Raw genomic sequence first — 18,458 nt, forward strand, 5'->3', positions numbered from 1 at the left:
CCTTCTGGACGAGGCGGCTCATTTTTCTGAGTGAAGCTGAATTAGATTTTAGGCTCAAACGTTTTGCAATCTGTTTCTTCGGAATTATGCGCTTGCTTCCCGCGATTGTTGACGACATAGATCGAGGAAGCGTTGCAGTGGTTCCCTGCCGCCCAATACTTGCAGGAATTCACTTCGCAGAGTACATCCTTTGCCATTATAAATCACCTCCGTTCCCATCTAGGATGGTCTTTTTGTCATGCCTTTTATACCTTTGCCGCGAAGTTTATTGCGCCTTTCGCGGTTTAGCGGCTATGATGGAACATATCGTAGAACGCGGAACGGAAGGCGAATTGGGGAATGATGAAGAGGCAAATTTTGTGGCTGGTGTATGGGGCTTTGACGGGAATGATTGTCGGATCGGCTGCCGCTTTATTTTTGGCTGGTCTCGAATATGCAACTTATCTTCAGATCGAGCATTTTTGGCTGCTGTATGTTTTGCCGCTTGCAGGTGCGGCTGTCAGCTTGTTGTATGCGAGGTTTGGCCGTAATTCAAGCAAGGGAAACAACTTGATCATCGAGCAAGTCCGGCGTGGCGATCGGAAAGCTGAGTCGTTTGAAGAAGTGCCTTTTCGGATGGCGCCGTTTATTCTGATCGGCACTTGGATCACGCATCTTTTCGGCGGTTCGGCCGGACGTGAAGGTACAGCCGTTCAAATGGGCGGAAGCCTGGCGGATTGGCTGAGCCGACTGCTGAAAGCCGATGCGGAGGGACGGCGCGTCTTGCTGCTATGCGGCATCAGTGCGGGCTTCGGTTCCGTATTCGGTACGCCATGGGCGGGAATGATCTTTGCGCTGGAAGCAGTGACGATGGGCAGACGGGTTGCTTTTTCCGCTATTCTGCCTTGTCTGGCAGCGGCTTTGATCGGAAATTATACGACGCTCGCATGGGGAATCGCTCACTTGGCGTACGACATGGGCGAAATACCTTCATTTAGTTGGATGGTTGTTTTGAACGTAATGCTTGCCTCCATTGCATTCGGCTTGATGAGCTTGCTGTTTGCAGTATCGGTTCAAGGATTCAAACTCTTTCTCTTGAAGTTGATCGCTGCAGGCTGGGCAAGAGCTTTCGTTGGCGGACTTATCGTGATCGCCCTTGTCTATGCGGCCGATTCGCGCGATTACTTGGGATTGAGCCTGCAGCTCTTGCTGCAGTCGTTTCAGGAGGACCTGCCGGCGGCGGCCTTCATATGGAAAACCATTTTTACCGTCGTCACGCTAGGCTCCGGTTATCTTGGCGGTGAAGTTACGCCGCTCTTCGTCATCGGAGCAACGCTTGGCAGCTCATTAGCGCCGTTCCTGCACATGAATGCTGGATTTCTGGCGGGCCTCGGCTTGATTGCCGTATTCGCCGGAGCGGCAAACGCGCCGATTGCATGCTTTGTGCTCGGTATGGAGCTGTTCGGCGCTGCAGGCGCGGGATACATGCTGCTCGCTTGCGTGGTCAGCTATATGGTTTCCGGTCATACGGGGATCTACAGCGCGCAGTTGGCGGGCGTCAACCGGCCGAAGTATTACATTCGAGTCCCAGGCATTCAATTGCTGCATCAACAATACAAAAAAAGAAGGAACGCTCGTTTATGAGCGTTCCTTCTTGCGTCATTCTTATTAAGATACGCGGCGTGCAGTCGTGTAATGCTTAGCCCACCAGCCGGTTCTGATGCTGGAAATCATAACGCCAGGCTTACCGTACGTGTGAATGATTTTACCGTCGCCGATGTAGATGCCTACATGGTGGATCGGTTTATAAAAGAAGACCAAATCGCCCTTCTTTAAGTTGCTCTTGCCGACATAGCGGCCTCTTTTAGCTTGGTCCTTGGACTCACGCGGCAGGTAGATGCCTTGCTTTTTATACAAGTATTTAGTGAAAGAAGAGCAGTCGAAGTAACGCGTCGTGCTCGTCGAAGCACCGAATCTATATGGTGTGCCAAGATATCTTTTAGCTGTGCTGATGATTCTGTTCGCTTCTGTAGTAGTAGTTGCATGCGCAGGTTTTGCTGTAAAGGCTGCCGTGCCGCCAAGCAGCAAAGAGAAGCTAAGCGTTACGCTCATTACGATTTTAGTAAGTTTGTTTTTCATGATCATATTCCCCCTATGATGTGATTCATGATGTGCAATTTGGCGCAGGACCAATTGCCCGCTCAAACACTATAGCACATCTAAAATTTCCATCATTTACTTAGAAAGCGTATACATCGCATGAGACAAGGGATTGAGCCGAATTATGAGAAATCGATTAGAAAATATTCATAGAACGCATATTGACAGACGCGTCCGAATACATTCTTGGAATGATGAGGCGACGAAGGAGCGTTTGTACGATGCTGTACTTTTATATTGGGAGCATTCTCGCCGTTACGGGCTTGTCCGGCTGGTCGATTATGCGTACGTACATTAGAAGTCCTTTCCTAAGCTGCATGGCCGGCATGATGATCGCGATGACGATCGGGATGATGACGAGCGTATCGGTCGGCACGATCGCAGGCATCCTCTATCCGCAAGACCTGACCGTTCCTACCGCGGGAGCCGTGCTGCTCGGAGTCGTGTGCGGTTATTTGGCGGGAAAGCCGGTTAGTACGATGGCAGCGCTGGACGGCATGCTTGCGGGCATCATGGGCGGCATGATGGGAGCGATGCTGGGCGTCATGGCCGGAAAGCACGCTGCCATGATGGTGCTCTTCATCGACGTGTTGTATCTATTTATACAATTGATTGTTTTGCAGCTGATCCGGGAGGAGTCGCAGGAAGAGAATAATGAAGCGGCCGACGGAGCCAAACAGACGCCGCTGCTGCATCCGTTCGCATTCGGACTGGGCGTATTCGTGCTTGCTGCCGTGTTTTTGTATCAAAGCTGAGGAGAGATGAGCGATGACAACGGTCATTCAAGTGAAAGGCATGTCCTGCCAGCATTGCGTAAACAGCATCGAAGGCGCTTTGAAAAAGAGCGGCGTTGCGGCGAAGGTCGATTTGAGGGGCAGCCGCGTCACGGTTCATTTCGAGGAGACTGCGATCACGTTGGACCGGATTAAGTCGCTGATCGAAGATCAAGGTTTCGATGTCGTCTGATTGGCAACCGTTACAAGCCGGCTAATCCTTTTTCGGATTAGCCTTTTTATATGGAACCATGCTATGATTACAGTTTGAATCCTGACTGAATGCTGGAGGCTTTGAAATTGGCAAATACGTATCCGTTTGACTTTGATCCGAAACAATCTTTCATCCAGCAAGCCAGCGATTGGATTGCGGATGTGTTCTATGAGCGGCTGCCCGAAGCCGGCTTCGAGCTGAGGGACGAGCAGATTTACATGGCCTTTCAATTGGAAAGGGCCTATAGCGAGAAACAAACGATTTTTGCGGAGGCCGGTGTTGGCACGGGCAAAACGCTCGTTTACTTGCTTTACGCCATTAACTATGCGCGTTATACACGAAAACCGGCCATTATCGCATGCGCGGACGAGTCGCTGATCGAGCAGCTGGTGAAGCCGGAAGGCGATATCGCCAAGCTAGCGCGCCACTTGGATCTGACAATCGATGCGCGGCTCGGCAAATCGATGGATCAATATATATGCTTGAATAAGCTGGAAGACGCGCGGGGAGGCATCGAGGATGCGGAAGCCTATGGCTCCATTTACGCTTCGCTTCCCGATTTCGTCCACAATCCGGCGACGATGCAAGCTTTCTACCCTTACGGCAACCGGAAAGACTATCCGGAGCTGACGGATGAGCAGTGGAAAGCGATCGGCTGGGATGTGTTCCAGGACTGTCTCGTGTGCAGCCGCCGTCACCGTTGCGGCCAGACGCTTTCGCGCGAGCATTACCGCAAGGCGGCGGATATCATCATTTGCTCGCATGACTTCTACATGGAGCATGTTTGGACCTATGAGGCGCGTAAACGCGAAGGACAGCTGCCGCTGCTGCCGGAGCACAGCTCGGTTGTATTTGACGAAGGGCATTTGCTCGAAACGGCCGCACAGAAAGCACTTACCTACAAATTAAAGCACAGCGTATTCGAATCCATCATTACGCGTCTCCTGAATGGCGAAATCCGCGAATCGCTCGCGGTGACAATTGATGAAGCAATCGAGCAAAGCGAACATCTTTTCCGCTTGCTTGAATCAAGCAGCCGCGCAATCGCGGGGTCGGAGCGCCGGGAGGTCGTGATGTCGGATCAACTGTTAAAGGAAGTGAACCGGTTCGGTGCCGTGCTTGCGGCTATTGAAGAGGAGCTCGTCTTCGAAAGCGGGTTGTTCACGCTTGACGCCTATCAGCTGACCATCGTGGAAGAGCATTTGGAAATGCTGCAGCTAGCCCTTAATCTGTTCAAGCGGCCGAGCGGCTTGATTTCATGGATTGAACAGGAGCAGGAGGGCATAACGCTGGTCATTATGCCTAAGCTCGTTAAGGAGATCTTGAAAGAGCGCGTGTTCTCGAAAAACATGCCGATCGTGTTCTCTTCCGCCACCATGTCCGTGAGCGGATCCTTCGATTATATGTCCGCCAGCCTTGGCATCCGGCAGGCGCTGTCGTTCTCGGTCGCTTCGCCTTACGACTATGAGCGGCAAATGAGCGCGGCAGTTGCCGCGATCGGCGGCCAGGAAAAGAAATTGAAGCTGGCGCTCGCACGGCTGCAGCAGTCGCAGGGCCGTGCGCTCATTCTGTTCCCGTCGAAAGAAGAGCTGCTCCGCTTCAAGTTGGATATTGCGGCCATCCCTGATTTTGCCGCATTCCGGTTTCTGTTCGAGGGAACGGCGGAAATCAGCCACTTGATCGACGCCTTCCAAAGCGACGAAGCAAGCGTGCTATGCGCGGTTACGCTCTGGGAAGGACTAGATATCCCGGGACCGTCGCTGTCGCACGTTATGATGTGGTCGCTTCCGTTCCCGCCTCAAGACCCGGTATTCACCGCGAAACGCAGAGATGCTGCGGCGCCTTTCGAAACGGTGGACATGCCTTATATGCTGCTTCGGTTGAAGCAAGGACTTGGCCGCCTCATTCGCAGAAGCGAGGACTCAGGGCTGATTACGATCATGGGAAATGAGCTTGCGGATGAACGAGTATTGGATCAAGTGAACCGCATTCTGCCCGAAGGCGTCCGGCCGGAGCTCCTGAGCGTCTAGCGAATTGACATCTAGTAAATCTGTCTCTACAATTTGAATAGAATAGGCTCATAGAAAGGGATGGGAATCCATATATGTCGCAGCCAATGAAGAAATCCACGTACAAAAGCCAGCGCAAAGCCGAGGCGGAGAAGCAGGAGAAGCAGCGCAAGGCGATGAGGAAGCTGTTCTGGGCAATAGGCATCGTCGCCGTACTGGGCATTATCGCTGCCCTGATTTTTACGCCTAAGCCCGATCCTACCGCATTCGAATACGACCAGCTGCCGATTCTCGGCAAAGCGGACGCGCCGGTCAAAATCGTCGAATTCGGCGATTACAAATGCCCGTCCTGCGCGGTGTTCAGCCAGCAGATCAAGCCGCAGATCGAGAAGGAATATATCGAATCCGGCAAGGTAGCGCTGTATTTCATTAACTTCCCGTTCATCGGCGAAGATTCCACGACGGCCGCGATTGCCGCGCAGTCCGTGTACCACCAGAATAACGATGCATTCTGGAAATATTTCGATGCGCTCTACAAGAACCAGCAGGATGAGCACACCGTATGGGCGACGCCGGAATATTTGGTCCAGCTGGCGAAGGACAACCAAATTGATGTCGACCTTGACCTGCTCAAGAAGGATATCGAAGAGGGGACATACGAGTCGGAGGTTAACAAGCATTCCAAAGCAGCGAATGCGGCAAAGGTCCTGTCGACGCCGACGCTGTTCATTAACGGAGAAGAGTTTACGGGTCAATTCAGCGACTACGCGGCTATCAAGAAAGCCATCGATGAAGCGTTGGCTGCCGGTCAATCCGAATGAGCCGCGGATTCTTCGGCAAATACGCATTATACCTTGCCTGGATCGTATCCATTGCGGCGACGGGCGGGAGCTTATATTTAAGCGAAAACATGCATTTTATTCCATGTAATCTATGTTGGTATCAACGCATTTTCATGTACCCGCTCGTGCTGCTGCTCGGTATGGCCAGCTACCGGAACGACAGAAGGCTGATCCCGTATATTTGGCCGCTCTCGCTCGTCGGCGGACTGATCTCTGCGTACCATTATGCGGAGCAGCAAATTCCGGCTCTTGCCAAGATGCTTCCTTGTACCGTCGGCGTCCCTTGCAGCGACGATTACCTTGACTGGTTCGGCGGGTATGTGACCATTCCGTTCTTGGCCCTGATCGCTTTTGCGCTCATCACGATGCTGATGCTGAATGCGCGCCGTTCCGAAGAGGATTTGGCGGAAGAGGAAGAGCAAGCGGAAGAAACGGTAAGCGTGCAAGATACCTTATAATAAGAGTAGAAGCCCATGCGGGCTTCTTTTTTTTGTGCGAAAACGAGCCGTTTTCTCATCAATTCGACTGCATAAGTATGCATTTTTTCTGTCAATCAGGATAGAAGTGCCAAATTATGAACATTTCAAGGACATTTACCCGTTCATTTGTCCCGCCTATAGGGTTTCTGCTATCATGTATGGATGAATGAACAAAGGGTTAATTTTTTAAATAGCGCATCTAAACAGTTGGAGGTTACCTGCAATGTCAGCAGAGAATAATAGCCAGAAGTCGCCATGGGAACTCTATTACGGACCGAACTTGGGGTACATCGAAGAGATGTACGAAGCTTTCCTGCAGAACCCTGAGTCCGTAGAGCCGGCATTCAGAGATTCCTTCGCGAAATGGGGCCCGCCGCCTTCCGCGGGAGCCGTCGTCAGCGTACACCCGCCGCTCGCATCCGGTATTTCCGGTTCCGATAGCATTAAAACGATCGATCCCGCATTTCTGAAAAAAATCGTCGATGCCGGCAAACTGGTTCGGAACATCCGTACATACGGCCATTTGGCTGCCGATAACGATCCGCTTGGCTTGGTCGCCCCGCCCGACACGCGTCTGCTTGAGCCGCAGACCTTCAAGCTGTCGCAGGACGATCTGGAATCCATTCCGGCCTCATTGATCTGGGAGGAAGCGCCGGGGACGATTCGGACGGGCGCTCAAGCGATCGCCCACTTGAAAGGCGTTTACACGAATTCGTTCGGGTTTGAATTCGGCCATATTCATGCGGAGGACGAGCGGATTTGGCTGCACCGCCAGGCTGAAATCGGCATGGCAAGCAAGCAGATGAGCGCGAAGGAACGGATCGCTCTTCTGGACCGCTTGATTGCTGTCGAGCAATTCGAGACATTCCTGCACCGCGCTTTCGTGGGTCAGAAGCGGTTCTCCATTGAAGGAACCGACACGCTTGTGCCGATGCTCGACGAAATCGTTCGCGAGCTCGCGCATGACGGCGCCAAGCACATTCTGATGGGGATGGCGCACCGCGGGCGTCTGAACGTCTTGACGCATGTACTTGGCAAGCCGTATACGGCTATCTTCTCGGAGTTCCATCATTCGCCGAATAAGGAGAAGGACTTGTTCCCGTCCGAAGGCGCAATGGGCATCAACATTGGCTGGACCGGCGACGTGAAATACCACCTTGGCGCGCACCGCTCTTTGCAAGAGAACGAAACGGTCGAGACCCGTATTTCGCTTGCGAATAACCCGAGTCACTTGGAATATGTCAATCCGATCGTGGAAGGCTATACTCGCGCGGCGCAGGACGACCGCAGCACGTCCGGTTATCCGAAGCCGGATTTCGGCAGCGCGGCAGCTATCCTGATGCACGGCGACGCGGCTTTCGCAGGGGAAGGCATCGTCGGCGAAACGCTGAACTTCAAGAAGCTTCCGGGCTATGAGAACGGCGGCACGATTCATATTATCGTGAATAACCGGCTCGGCTTCACGACGGAGAGCAGCGATTCGCGTTCCACCTACTATGCGAGCGACCTTGCGAAAGGCTATGAAATTCCGATCGTGCACGTCAGCGCGGACGATCCGGAGGCCTGTATCGCAGCGGTTCGGATGGCATGCGAGTACCGTCAGAAATTCCATAAAGATTTCCTGATCGACATGATCGGTTATCGCCGGCACGGCCATAACGAGACGGACGATCCGGAAACGACGCAGCCTCTGCTGTATCAGAAGCTGCGCAAACACCCGGTCGCTGCCCGCATCTACGGAGAACGGCTGAAAGAGAAGGGGCTGCTCTCCGAGGACCAAATCGCGGGCATGCGTCAAGCGGGTCTTGCCAAGCTTCAGGCGGCGCTGGACGAGGTGAAGCAGAACGACAAGGAGTACAAGCAGCCGAAGATCGATGAGAAGAGCAAGCGCCGCAAGAAAGACATCGTTACTTCCGTACCGCTTAAGAAGCTCAAAGAAATTAACGAGGAGCTGTTGAAATGGCCGGAAGGCTTCAATGTGTACGAGAAGCTGGAACGGATTTTGATGCGCCGTTCCACGGCTCTCGAGAACGGAAGCAAGGTCGATTGGGGCTTGGCAGAGACGCTGGCGTTCGCGACCATTCTGTCCGACGGCACGCCAATCCGGCTGAGCGGCCAAGACTCGGAACGCGCAACCTTCGCCTTCCGTAACTTGGTGCTGCACGACGTCGAGACGAATGCGACGTTCTCGCCGCTGCACAAGCTGCCTCAGGCGAACGCGTCCTTCGCGGTGCATAACAGCCCGCTCGCGGAAGCTTCCGTGCTTGGCTTTGACTATGGCTACAACGTCTTCTCCCCGGAGACGCTCGTTATTTGGGAAGCGCAATACGGCGACTTCGCCAACTGCGCGCAGGTGATCATCGACCAATTCATAACGGCAGGCCGCGTGAAATGGTCGCAGAAATCCGGCCTTATCATGCTGCTGCCGCACGGCTATGAAGGCCAAGGTCCGGAGCATTCCAGCGCGAAGCTCGAGCGCTTCCTGCTGCTCGCGGCTGAAGATAATCTGACGATCGTCAACTTAACCTCCGCGGCTCAATATTTCCACTTGCTGCGCCGCCAGGCCGCGATCATCAACACCGATGAAGCGCGTCCGCTCATCGTCATGTCGCCGAAGAGCTTGATCCGTAACCCGAGCATCACTTCCGACCCGACGGAGTTCAGCCATGGCAAGTTCAAGCTGGTGCTTGAACAGCCGGGGCTCGGCCAGCGGCCGGATCAAGTAGAGCGGCTGATCTTCTGCACCGGCAAAGTGGCCATCGACCTCGAAACGGCTCTGGAGCTTAAGGACGGCCAAGCTTCGGATGCGTGGAACTGGCTGCATATCGTCCGCGTAGAGCAGCTGTACCCGTTCCCGAAAACGGATATCGAAGAGATCATCAAGCGGTACCCGAAATTGAAGGAAGTGCTTTGGGTCCAAGAGGAGCCGCAAAACATGGGCGCATGGAACTACGTCGAACCGCGTATTCGCGCGCGCGTAACGAAAGAAACAACGGTCCGTTACATCGGACGGCCTAAACGGTCCAGCCCGGCGAGCGGCTTCCAATATGTGCACAACATGGAGCAGCAGCGCATCATTTCCGTAGCGCTGAATCGCAGTACGCTTACAACGACAACTAAAGGGGAGAACAGCCATGAGTGAAATAAAAGTTCCCGAAATGGGCGAATCCATCGTAGAAGGCACGATCTCGAAATGGCATGTCAAGGCTGGAGACAGCGTCAATGTAGGCGATGTGCTGGCCGAGCTGGAGACGGATAAAGTCAATATCGAGATCAGCGCTGAGCAAGCCGGCTTCATCGAGCAGCTGCTACGGGGCGAAGGGGAAACGGTAGCCGTCGGCGAAACGATCGGCGTAATCGGCGTCAGCAACGGCAATATTCCGATGTCGCCAAGCAGCGATCCGGCAGCCGCGGAGGCGCCTGTTGCACCGTCCGGCTCCGATCCCGTATCGCCTGCCGCCCCGGTTGAACCGGCTCCTGCCCCTGCTCCTGTTCCAGCTGCGGCTCCTGCTCCAGCTGCTGCGGCGGCTCCTGCTTCTGCCGCCGAAACGGGCGCGGGCGTGTTCTCGGCAACGCCAGCGGCGCGCAAGCTCGCGAGAGAGCGGGGGATCGATCTTGCGCAAGTGCAAGCGAATGACCCGCTGGGCCGTATCCGCCAAGAGGACATAGAAGCGCATGCTGCGGGCGCTAAAGCTCCGGCAGCCGCAGCGCCTAAAATGCCGGCGGCACCTGCTCCCGCAAGCTCTGCTGCAGCTCCTGCGGCTGATCAGGGCAAGCCTGCCGAGCGCCGCAAAATGTCCCGCCGCCGCCTCACGATCGCGAAGCGTCTGGTCGAAGCGCAGCAAACGGCTGCCATGCTGACGACGTTCAACGAGGTCGATATGACGGCTATTATGGAAGTCCGCAAACGCCGGAAGGATGCGTTCAAGGAGAAGCATGACATCGGTCTTGGCTTCATGTCCTTCTTCACGAAAGCCGTAATCGGCGCGCTTAAGGCGTACCCTCTGCTCAATGCGGAAATTCAAGGCGACGAGATTATCGTGAAGCAATACTACGATATCGGCATTGCTGTATCCGCGAAGGAAGGGCTTGTCGTGCCGGTCGTTCGCGAAGCGGACCGTCTCAGCTTCGCGCAGATCGAGAAGCAAATCGCCGATCTTGCAGGCAAAGCGCGCGCCAACACACTGTCCTTGAATGATCTCCAAGGAGGCACATTCACGATTACGAACGGCGGCGTCTTCGGCTCGCTGCTGTCCACGCCGATTCTGAATGCGCCGCAGGTCGGCATTCTCGGCATGCACAAAATCCAGGTGCGTCCTGTCGCAATCGACAATGAGCGCATGGAGAACCGTCCGATGATGTACATCGCGCTTTCGTACGACCATCGGATCGTTGACGGAGCAGAGGCGGTACGCTTCCTCGTCACCGTGAAAGAGCTCCTCGAAGATCCCGAATCGCTGCTGCTGGAAGGCTAGTCCGGCTTTCATATACAAACACCAACCTCACTCGTTGACGTTAGGGCTTCTATCCCCGCACGTCAGCAAATGAGGTTTTTTTATTTGCTATTGCCCCCTTTTCTTCATAGAATGGTTGTAAGACAGCGAGAACTGGAGGCGAATGCAGATGAACGTGCGGAAAATGCGGTTATTTGATTTCGAAAACGTCCGCTCCAGCGAGGATCGGGACGAATATGAGAAGGATTACGCCAGATTGATCCAGTCACCGGCATTTCGCCGCCTGCAGGGCAAATCGCAAGTATTCGGCGCCGGAACCGGCGATTATTACCGGACGCGGCTTACGCATTCGCTGGAAGTGTCGCAAATCGCACGAGAGGTCGCGCGCAAGCTTGGCAAGAGCTATGCGTTCCTGGCCAAGAAGGAGCATCCCGGGCTGATGCTGGAGCCGGAGGTTGTGGAGGTTGCGGCGCTCGCGCATGATTTGGGCCATCCGCCGTTCGGCCATAAGGGCGAGGAAGTTCTGAATCAGCTGCTGAAGGATGAATATGGGCTGAAATACGAAGGTAACGCGCAAAATTTCCGCATCCTTATGTTTCTGGAGAAACGAGCGGGCAGCGACAGCGGGCTTGATCTTACGGCGGCCGTTCTGCTCGCCATCAATAAATATCCGTTCTGCCTGGAAGAACAGGGACGCCTCAAAGGGGTCTACAGCATGGAGTGGGAAGGCATTGGCGAGCTGCGCAGCGCATGGAAGATGCCGGAGGGCTGTGCCACGCTGGAGGCGCAGCTGATGGATCTATGCGACGATATCGCGTATTCGACGCACGATATCGAAGACGGTATAAGGGCCGGCAAAATCGTGATGAACCCCAGCTTGTTCGAGGATGACCGGCTGGTTGAGAGCGTCATTCAGGAAATCGTAGACGATCCCGGCAACGACGTTATGCGCTGGGAGCAGGTCGATATGAAGCTGATGGTCAAACAGGCGCTGCATCATTATTTGCAGCAATGGGAGAGCATCTATATCGAGTGCGGCCGGGAGCCGTCGCGCACGCGCAGAGAGATGAAGGCACGATGGGTGAGGAAGTTCGTCAGCGGCGTCGGGATCATTGACGATCCGGCGACAGGCTGGAAACGGGTGACCTTTATCCGGGACGGCGAACAGGACCTGGAGCTGCTCCGCACGATGGAAATATTGAAGAAGCTCGCTTGGGTGATGCTGATTAAGGACTTTAGAGTGCAGCGGCTTCATAAAAGAAGCGAAATCATTATTAAGCGGCTCTGGGACAGCTTTAAGGAACAGGATACCGGGCGGCTTATTATTCCGCCGGATTGGCTGGAAAGCTACGAACGGCAGAAGAGTGTCTGGCCTTGGGAACGCATGGTATCCGATTACATCGCGGGGATGACCGACGCTTACGCGGAGAAGGTGTATGCCGAGTTTTACGCCGGCTCATCGGGGACGAAATGGGGTTCACTATACGATCGAGATTAAAGAAACGCATAAACGGGAAAGGGTCATGTGAGGCTGTGACAGATCCTTCCCGTTTTTTATCGTTTAAATATGTTCAAAAGGGGCCATAGTGATGGAAGGCAACAATAGTACAGCGAAGTGTGCGGTACAACGGCTGGGAAGAGTTGTGGCTGTCGTTCCGAGCGGCGTCACGATTGAGGTGGAAGGAAAGGTATTGACGCTCCGCCATGATCGGGCGGAGGCGGGCGTTAAAACCGGAGACAACCTGCTTTGGAACGGCAAACTTTGGGTTGTTGTGCCGAACAATGACGAAAATTGAGGAATAATGAGAGAAGCTTAATCCCTACTGCACCCTGATATGAGGCGGCTGCTGCGAATCCTACAGTTAGGGGTGATCAGATCAGATGGAAGTCATGGAGACGAAACGCTGTTTATTTTGTGATGATCTTGTGAAGGTGAAAAGAAAAGGCGGCTGCGAGTGGTTCATTGATTGTGTGTGCGCTCCCGGCGAATCGTACGGTTTGCGCGAGGGCAGCTACGAGCAATTTCGCTTGCTGTCCCATTCGGAGAAACGGGGCACGTTTCCGATTATGTCCGCCTATATTCGAGAGCAGACGGATTGCGACGAGAAAGTCGTCATCTCCTATGAGGAACGGCAGGCCATCTTGCAATCTCCGCAAATTCCGGTGACGAGCGAAGAGAAGGGCGTTCGGCTGCTTCGCTATTTGCACCGGCACACGAGCGGACCAGGTGAACCTGTGGTCATCAGCCAATTTTCCCAAAGCCACAATTTGACGTATTCGCTGAACCTGCAGGAGCTTGTCTACATTACGGAAAAGCTGAAGGAAGAAGGCTATATCGAGCGGATCGGTTCGACATTCAAGCTGACTGAGAAGGGCTGGGTGGAAGCGGCGAACAGCGCAAGCGGGAGAGCTTTGATGCCTTGCTATGTCCTGCTTGGCGGCAGCGAGGAGAGCATCGGAAGAGAGTGGCTCGAAACGGTATTCCCGAGATTGATTCAGCTGGGCTACGCGCCCAAGTTTCTGGAAGAGGAATTGTCGCAGCGGCTTGATCCGAAGCCGATTGAGGCGCAGCTGCAAAGCGTAAGCAGCTCCAAGCTGTTAATAGCCGATGTATCGGAGCCGAATGCGGAGCTATGGCTTCGAGTCGGTTTTGCAATCGGAAACGAAATTCCCGTCTTGTGGACATGCAAGTCCGCTTCGGACGATCAACAGCTCCCTCTAGGCGTCAGACCGTTCTATTGGGACGATACGGAATCCCTCGTTAAATTGGTGCAGAAAGTATTGACAAAGGAGTAGTGCGAGGATTTAGGGGTTGCCCGGGATGGAGTCCATAGGCTATAATAATTTTATACAATTTAATTAAATGCAATATACTATGAACTCATATTCGGGAGGGAACCACTGATGAGCATTTATGATTTTACCGTTCGCACTATCACCGGCGAGGAGCAGTCGCTTTCGGTTTATAAGGGCAAGACGCTCCTGATCGTCAATACGGCCAGCGCATGCGGGCTTACGCCGCACTACAAAGGCTTGCAGCAAATATACGAGGCGCATAAAGACGAGAACCTAGTCGTACTCGGCTTCCCATGCAATCAATTCAAAGGCCAGGAGCCGGGCACGAACGAAGAGATCGCAAGCTTCTGCGAGCTTAACTATGGCGTCACCTTCCCGATGTTCGCCAAAATCGACGTCATCGGCGAGAATGCCCATCCGCTGTATAAATACTTGGTTGATGCGGCGCCAGCGCCTTACCATACAGGTACGATTGAGTGGAACTTCGTGAAATTTCTCGTCGACGATAAAGGCAACGTCGTGAAACAATATCCGGCGTCAACCGACCCGGCAGCGATCGAACCGGATTTGCGCAGCTTGCTTGATACCGGCAGCATCAGCGACGGCGCCGCGCCAAATACGGTGAACGACTAAGTCGACAAAGCACCCTTGCAGGGTGTTGAGGATAGTTTTATACAGTATGCACGAGTGCGAAGAAGGCGCTGAAACACTGGGATTGTATGCGCAGGAGTTGCGCTGAGTTTCGCATCATATTCAAGAGTTTCACATCATTCACATCAAAAAGACCGCTTTCCCGGTAATGGGGGAGCGGTCTGTTTTTCATTTCGCTTTAAAGATCGTATCTAAGCGGCTCACCTTGCAGTAGTTGGTATGTAGCGCAGGAGTGGCGCAGATCGTGGAACCTAACTGCCTTCAATCTTTCTGTACGGTTAACAAACCGTATCCACCATAGGTTACCTTTGTACCTATTAGCGGTCTTCCGTCCCATGTGCTGAATACTAGAAAATGATCCCCGCCTTGCCAGAGATCCTCACATTTAAGGCGGTTCTTCGCGCACTCCCGCTTCAACTCGCGCAACAGGGGGATAGCTTCGCCTGTAATGGCTTTTGTGCTTTACTGCCTTTTGTTTTCGGCTCCTTAAGCTGTAAGCCTTCCGTAATAGTATAGCTGAGACTTTGCGTAACGGTGATTGTACTGGTATCAAGGTCAACGTTATCCCAGGTTAGGCCGAGCAATTCCCCTTGACGTAGTCCAGATACGAGCGCCAGATTGACAAGAACGCGATAAATAAGTGGTTCATGCTCCAATGCAGCAAGTAGAACAGGGAAGTCCTCACGGGTGTATACTTTCATTTCGGTTTGGTTCCATTTCGGGCGCTTCACCTTCCGCACATTTGCCGGCATAAACCGTAAGTGGGACAGGAAACGCAAACCCGCGCCGTTTCTGGGTTTTCTATATATAGAATGTCCCACTCTGTTCCGCTATAGGGGGTATCTGCCCCACTAATTTCAGTCTACTTTAGCCGGATCAAATCGAAAAAATCTGTAAAGCAATGATACATAAGGATTTTTGGGTTATATTCAACGAGCTTTTCTTTGACGAATGCATTGAGCGTCATTTTCTCCGGAGCGATAAATTCGCCGGCGTTCGCGAGAGCGATGGTAAGGTCATACCAGTCTCCGAAGCGCTATATCGTAACACCAATCCGTTCATCGCCCTTCTCTAGTAACTCGCGAACGTCATTCTGGCTCGGTAGCTTACTCGACGGCAAAGATCTGCGAGCTGATGCTCAGGTCAATCAGTTGCGCGTAGCTCTCTTGAGCGGGAGCTACAGCAGCCGAGGAATGGCGGAGAGGAGCTCCAGGGAGTTGAACGTTGTTCTCTTCCTGCTGGAAGGGTCACATGCGGTAGAAAAATTTACCCTGCTTAATTGTTAGATGCATCAAGTGTTTTGGTCAGCGAAATAAAATAAATTTAAAATTAGCTTCATCCTTCGGGCAGCATTTTTTATAGTGGACTTTGAATCGTTATCTGAGTTCATGTAAGCATACAAGGTGGTCGTGATCGCTTGCGCCAACAAGCTTCTCCATCACGTCTTTGCCATCCTTAGTAAAAGCGAGCCCTTCAATGCTTAACCATAATTACCCATAATCCTTCACGCCAATAAAGGATTATTTGTTGTCCCTAAAAAAGAGTATACCAGCAAAGTGATGCATGACAAATATGAAATGCTTGATAAGTATTAGCTGGTTTTTAGTACTTGGATCAAGTTTTTCATTTGGCGATGACAAGAACATGATCCGATTCCCAAGGTATATATTTACGAATAATGGAGATCTTAATTTCCTAAAGGGATGTAAATTTGGGAATAATTTACATAAACTTACTGACTAGTTGATTATTCTATCGGGTTTCTTTTTGAAGATACTGGGAAACCATTGCGTCCTTTCTTAGTAAATTAAAATGCGTTTGATTCTGTCCTGCCTGCTGGCAAGTCATCTAAGGAGGATTCATGCCAATACGACCTACATATCCAGGTGTCTATGTCGAAGAAATCCCCAGTGGGGTCCACCCTATTGTTGGAGTTAGTACATCTGTGGCGGCCTTTGTAGACTTTTTCCCTCGTGGACCAATCAACAAGGCTACGCAGATCACTAATTTTGGCGATTTTCAACGTATTTTTGGAGGGTTGGATAAGCGTAGTGAAGCCAGCTATGCAATCCAACAGTTTTATCTCAACGGTGGGCAGCTTGCCTGGGTTGTTCGCGTTAACAGTGACAAGATGAAAATGGTTTCCGCAAGTTATACGCTGGGAAGCACATTGAAAGTTACTGCGGCTAATCCGGGGACTTGGGCAGGGGGTTCGTCCGGCAACTCACCCAATAGCGTGCAGGTAGCCATCGATAAAAATACCCCTGATCCTTCCGATCAGTTCAATCTCGCAGTGCGTGAAGTTGCAACCGTGAATGGCAAGAAGAAAGTGGTCAGTAGTGAGATCTATCGAAATTTGACCATGACTAAAAATAATGCCCGCTACGCGGTCAATGTTGTCAATGCTTCCTCAGCACTCATTGCGTTGACTGATCTTAACACCGGTACGGGTTCAGTGGAATTGCCATCACGCACAAGTACAACAATTGAAGATGTTATTGCTTCAAGCGTTGTTAACGACTCAGCGACCGATGCATATAAATCCCTGACCGGTGGTGACGATGGTGACCTGTTCGATAGCGATGGGCAATTGAAGTCCGATCGATTTACGATTTTCAGCGAGGCGTTGACCGGCGATCAGAAGGAGAACACGGGGATATATGCGCTAGATAACATTGCGCCTTTTCATTTCAATATTCTCTGCATTCCGGCAACGGCCAATCTGGGAAACGAAGACTACCTTTCGACATATAAGAAAGCTATTCCCTTCTGCGAGGATAAGCGCGCCGTCGTGCTAGTGGACATCCCGACAATCATTGATACCGTTGAAAAGCTAATGGATAGTAATTTTCAAGGAACGCTTGACCAATTGCGCATCAATCCCAATGCTGCGACCTATTTCCCACGGTTGCATATTGCCGATCCACTCAACGAGAATCGACCGCGAAACGTTGGACCAAGCGGCACGCTAGCGGGGATATACGCGCGAACCGATGCCACGCGCGGTGTCTGGAAGGCTCCAGCAGGGACCGATGCTGCTTTGGTGGGGGCGGATTTGCCGCTCAAATTGACCGATCAGGTTAATGGCAATTTGAATTCATTGGGAATAAATGTATTGCGTAATTTCCCCATTTTCAGCACGGTGAGTTGGGGAGCCCGCACGCTTGACGGCGCGGATATGAAAGCCAGTGAATGGAAATATATACCGGTAAGGCGAACAGCGCTCTTCATTGAACAGAGTCTCTATGAGGGACTGAAGTGGGTCGTGTTTGAGCCCAATGCCGAGCCTCTCTGGGCGCAGATTCGTCTCAACGTGAGCGCCTTCATGCAGAGTCTTTTCAGACAGGGAGCATTTCAGGGACAAAGTCGAAAGGATGCCTACTTAGTCAAATGTGACTCGGAGACCACTACGCAGAACGACATAAACAACGGGATTGTCAACATCGTTGTAGGCTTTGCCCCGCTCAAACCCGCAGAGTTTGTTATCATTCAGTTGCAACAGATGGCCGGTCAAATTCAAGTCTGAGAGAGGATGGAGACACGATGGCACAGTTTTCTGCGAATCCGCAGCGGTTTGATCCATATAAAAACTTTAAGTTTCGCGTGAAGTGGGACGGAAAATACGTCGCCGGTGTCAGCAAGGTCGGCGCTCTTAAACGCACAACCGAGGTAATCAAGCACCGCGAGGGCGGAGATCCAAGCAGCAGCCGCAAATCACCGGGGAAAACGGAGTATGATGCCATCATTTTGGAACGCGGAGTGACCCATGATCCCGAGTTTGAGCGTTGGGCCAGCAAGGTGTGGAATTATGGATCTGGCCTGGGGAGCGAAGTTTCGCTCAAGGATTTTCGCAAAGATCTGATTATTGAACTCTACAACGAAAGCGGTCAACTTGCACTTTCCTATCATGTCTACCGCTGTTGGGTGTCGGAATACCAGGCCCTTCCTGATCTGGATTCCAATGCTAACGCTGTTGCGATTCAGCACATCAAGCTGGAGAACGAGGGCTGGGAGCGCGATATCAGCGTGACAGAGCCGGTTGAAGTCAGCTTTGACCTGGCATAAATATGAAGGGTTTAAGGGGACAGGAAATCCTGCATA

At 52.5% G+C, this 18,458-nt stretch carries 17 protein-coding genes; 14 read left to right on the plus strand and 3 right to left on the minus strand.

The genetic code is table 11. From position 1 onward, the window contains the following. Positions 1-41 precede the first annotated feature (41 nt). Positions 42-197, minus strand: coding sequence for a DUF1540 domain-containing protein (locus DL346_RS07590; RefSeq protein WP_112881404.1), 156 nt, complete (start codon positions 195-197; stop codon positions 42-44). Between the two features lie 142 nt (positions 198-339). Between DL346_RS07590 and DL346_RS07595 the strand changes: the two genes are divergently transcribed. After that, a complete protein-coding gene (locus tag DL346_RS07595; RefSeq protein ID WP_112881405.1) occupies positions 340-1,623 on the plus strand; it encodes a chloride channel protein in 1,284 nt (427 codons plus the stop codon). A 24-nt stretch (positions 1,624-1,647) separates the two neighbouring features. Here the strand turns inward: DL346_RS07595 and DL346_RS07600 are convergent, their stop codons facing one another. Next, positions 1,648-2,118: a C40 family peptidase gene (locus DL346_RS07600; RefSeq protein ID WP_112881406.1), complete on the minus strand. Its 471-nt coding sequence runs from the start codon at positions 2,116-2,118 to the stop codon at positions 1,648-1,650. A gap of 242 nt (positions 2,119-2,360) precedes the next feature. On the opposite strand from DL346_RS07600, the gene DL346_RS07605 reads away from it, so the two are divergent. The 11 genes from DL346_RS07605 (at position 2,361) to DL346_RS07655 (ending at position 14,339) form a co-directional block, all read left to right on the plus strand. Next, a complete protein-coding gene (locus tag DL346_RS07605) occupies positions 2,361-2,894 on the plus strand; it encodes a hypothetical protein (RefSeq protein WP_112881407.1) in 534 nt (177 codons plus the stop codon). Positions 2,895-2,907: 13 nt separating this feature from the next. After that, the gene (locus DL346_RS07610) at positions 2,908-3,105 is read left to right on the plus strand and encodes a cation transporter (protein WP_112881408.1); all 198 of its coding nucleotides are present in this window, start codon (positions 2,908-2,910) and stop codon (positions 3,103-3,105) included. Between the two features lie 107 nt (positions 3,106-3,212). Then, entirely contained in the window at positions 3,213-5,156 is a 1,944-nt protein-coding gene (locus DL346_RS07615) for an ATP-dependent DNA helicase (protein WP_240633060.1), read from the plus strand. Between the two features lie 74 nt (positions 5,157-5,230). Further along, the gene (locus DL346_RS07620) at positions 5,231-5,956 is read left to right on the plus strand and encodes a DsbA family protein (RefSeq protein WP_112881410.1); all 726 of its coding nucleotides are present in this window, start codon (positions 5,231-5,233) and stop codon (positions 5,954-5,956) included. Further along, complete coding sequence (locus tag DL346_RS07625; protein ID WP_112881411.1) at positions 5,953-6,435, plus strand: disulfide oxidoreductase; 483 nt, start codon at positions 5,953-5,955, stop codon at positions 6,433-6,435. Before DL346_RS07620 ends, DL346_RS07625 begins: the two co-directional genes overlap by 4 nt. Positions 6,436-6,679: 244 nt before the next feature. Further along, positions 6,680-9,598 carry a 2-oxoglutarate dehydrogenase E1 component gene (locus DL346_RS07630; RefSeq protein ID WP_112881412.1) on the plus strand — a complete coding sequence of 973 codons (2,919 nt, stop codon included), beginning with the start codon at positions 6,680-6,682 and terminating at the stop codon, positions 9,596-9,598. Next, the gene (odhB, locus tag DL346_RS07635; RefSeq protein WP_112881413.1) at positions 9,591-10,931 is read left to right on the plus strand and encodes a 2-oxoglutarate dehydrogenase complex dihydrolipoyllysine-residue succinyltransferase; all 1,341 of its coding nucleotides are present in this window, start codon (positions 9,591-9,593) and stop codon (positions 10,929-10,931) included. Before DL346_RS07630 ends, odhB begins: the two co-directional genes overlap by 8 nt. A 148-nt stretch (positions 10,932-11,079) precedes the next feature. Beyond that, positions 11,080-12,408, plus strand: a complete 1,329-nt coding sequence (locus DL346_RS07640) for a deoxyguanosinetriphosphate triphosphohydrolase family protein (protein WP_112881414.1) — start codon at positions 11,080-11,082, stop codon at positions 12,406-12,408. Between the two features lie 91 nt (positions 12,409-12,499). Next, the gene (locus tag DL346_RS07645) at positions 12,500-12,706 is read left to right on the plus strand and encodes a hypothetical protein (RefSeq protein ID WP_112881415.1); all 207 of its coding nucleotides are present in this window, start codon (positions 12,500-12,502) and stop codon (positions 12,704-12,706) included. Positions 12,707-12,791: 85 nt separating this feature from the next. Beyond that, positions 12,792-13,706, plus strand: coding sequence for a helix-turn-helix domain-containing protein (locus tag DL346_RS07650; protein WP_112881416.1), 915 nt, complete (start codon positions 12,792-12,794; stop codon positions 13,704-13,706). Positions 13,707-13,814: 108 nt separating this feature from the next. Then, entirely contained in the window at positions 13,815-14,339 is a 525-nt protein-coding gene (locus tag DL346_RS07655; RefSeq protein ID WP_112881417.1) for a glutathione peroxidase, read from the plus strand. A 431-nt stretch (positions 14,340-14,770) separates the two neighbouring features. Here DL346_RS07655 and DL346_RS29860 read toward each other — a convergent pair whose 3' ends face one another. Beyond that, complete coding sequence (locus tag DL346_RS29860; protein ID WP_133257490.1) at positions 14,771-15,109, minus strand: tyrosine-type recombinase/integrase; 339 nt, start codon at positions 15,107-15,109, stop codon at positions 14,771-14,773. A 1,193-nt stretch (positions 15,110-16,302) separates the two neighbouring features. Here DL346_RS29860 and DL346_RS07665 point away from each other — a divergent pair. Beyond that, positions 16,303-17,883 carry a phage tail sheath family protein gene (locus tag DL346_RS07665; protein WP_206098482.1) on the plus strand — a complete coding sequence of 527 codons (1,581 nt, stop codon included), beginning with the start codon at positions 16,303-16,305 and terminating at the stop codon, positions 17,881-17,883. A gap of 17 nt (positions 17,884-17,900) precedes the next feature. Beyond that, positions 17,901-18,422, plus strand: a complete 522-nt coding sequence (locus tag DL346_RS07670; RefSeq protein WP_112881420.1) for a phage tail protein — start codon at positions 17,901-17,903, stop codon at positions 18,420-18,422. Positions 18,423-18,458: the final 36 nt, after the last annotated feature.

Origin of the sequence: Paenibacillus montanisoli (genome assembly GCF_003268025.1) — a bacterium.
In the GTDB taxonomy this organism is placed as follows: domain Bacteria; phylum Bacillota; class Bacilli; order Paenibacillales; family Paenibacillaceae; genus Paenibacillus_Z; species Paenibacillus_Z montanisoli.

What these genes read in the sequence shown, in the direction of transcription:
- DL346_RS07650 (WP_112881416.1), top strand. Translation starts at nt 12,792, where the DNA reads ATGGAAGTCATGGAGACGAAACGCTGTTTATTTTGTGATGATCTTGTG.
- DL346_RS07655 (WP_112881417.1), top strand. Translation starts at nt 13,815, where the DNA reads ATGAGCATTTATGATTTTACCGTTCGCACTATCACCGGCGAGGAGCAG.
- DL346_RS07640 (WP_112881414.1), top strand. Translation starts at nt 11,080, where the DNA reads ATGAACGTGCGGAAAATGCGGTTATTTGATTTCGAAAACGTCCGCTCC.
- DL346_RS07670 (WP_112881420.1), top strand. Translation starts at nt 17,901, where the DNA reads ATGGCACAGTTTTCTGCGAATCCGCAGCGGTTTGATCCATATAAAAAC.
- DL346_RS07610 (WP_112881408.1), top strand. Translation starts at nt 2,908, where the DNA reads ATGACAACGGTCATTCAAGTGAAAGGCATGTCCTGCCAGCATTGCGTA.
- DL346_RS07620 (WP_112881410.1), top strand. Translation starts at nt 5,231, where the DNA reads ATGTCGCAGCCAATGAAGAAATCCACGTACAAAAGCCAGCGCAAAGCC.
- DL346_RS07600 (WP_112881406.1), bottom strand. Translation starts at nt 2,118, where the DNA reads ATGAAAAACAAACTTACTAAAATCGTAATGAGCGTAACGCTTAGCTTC.
- DL346_RS29860 (WP_133257490.1), bottom strand. Translation starts at nt 15,109, where the DNA reads ATGCCGGCAAATGTGCGGAAGGTGAAGCGCCCGAAATGGAACCAAACC.
- odhB (WP_112881413.1), top strand. Translation starts at nt 9,591, where the DNA reads ATGAGTGAAATAAAAGTTCCCGAAATGGGCGAATCCATCGTAGAAGGC.
- DL346_RS07625 (WP_112881411.1), top strand. Translation starts at nt 5,953, where the DNA reads ATGAGCCGCGGATTCTTCGGCAAATACGCATTATACCTTGCCTGGATC.
- DL346_RS07630 (WP_112881412.1), top strand. Translation starts at nt 6,680, where the DNA reads ATGTCAGCAGAGAATAATAGCCAGAAGTCGCCATGGGAACTCTATTAC.
- DL346_RS07605 (WP_112881407.1), top strand. Translation starts at nt 2,361, where the DNA reads ATGCTGTACTTTTATATTGGGAGCATTCTCGCCGTTACGGGCTTGTCC.
- DL346_RS07590 (WP_112881404.1), bottom strand. Translation starts at nt 197, where the DNA reads ATGGCAAAGGATGTACTCTGCGAAGTGAATTCCTGCAAGTATTGGGCG.
- DL346_RS07645 (WP_112881415.1), top strand. Translation starts at nt 12,500, where the DNA reads ATGGAAGGCAACAATAGTACAGCGAAGTGTGCGGTACAACGGCTGGGA.
- DL346_RS07595 (WP_112881405.1), top strand. Translation starts at nt 340, where the DNA reads ATGATGAAGAGGCAAATTTTGTGGCTGGTGTATGGGGCTTTGACGGGA.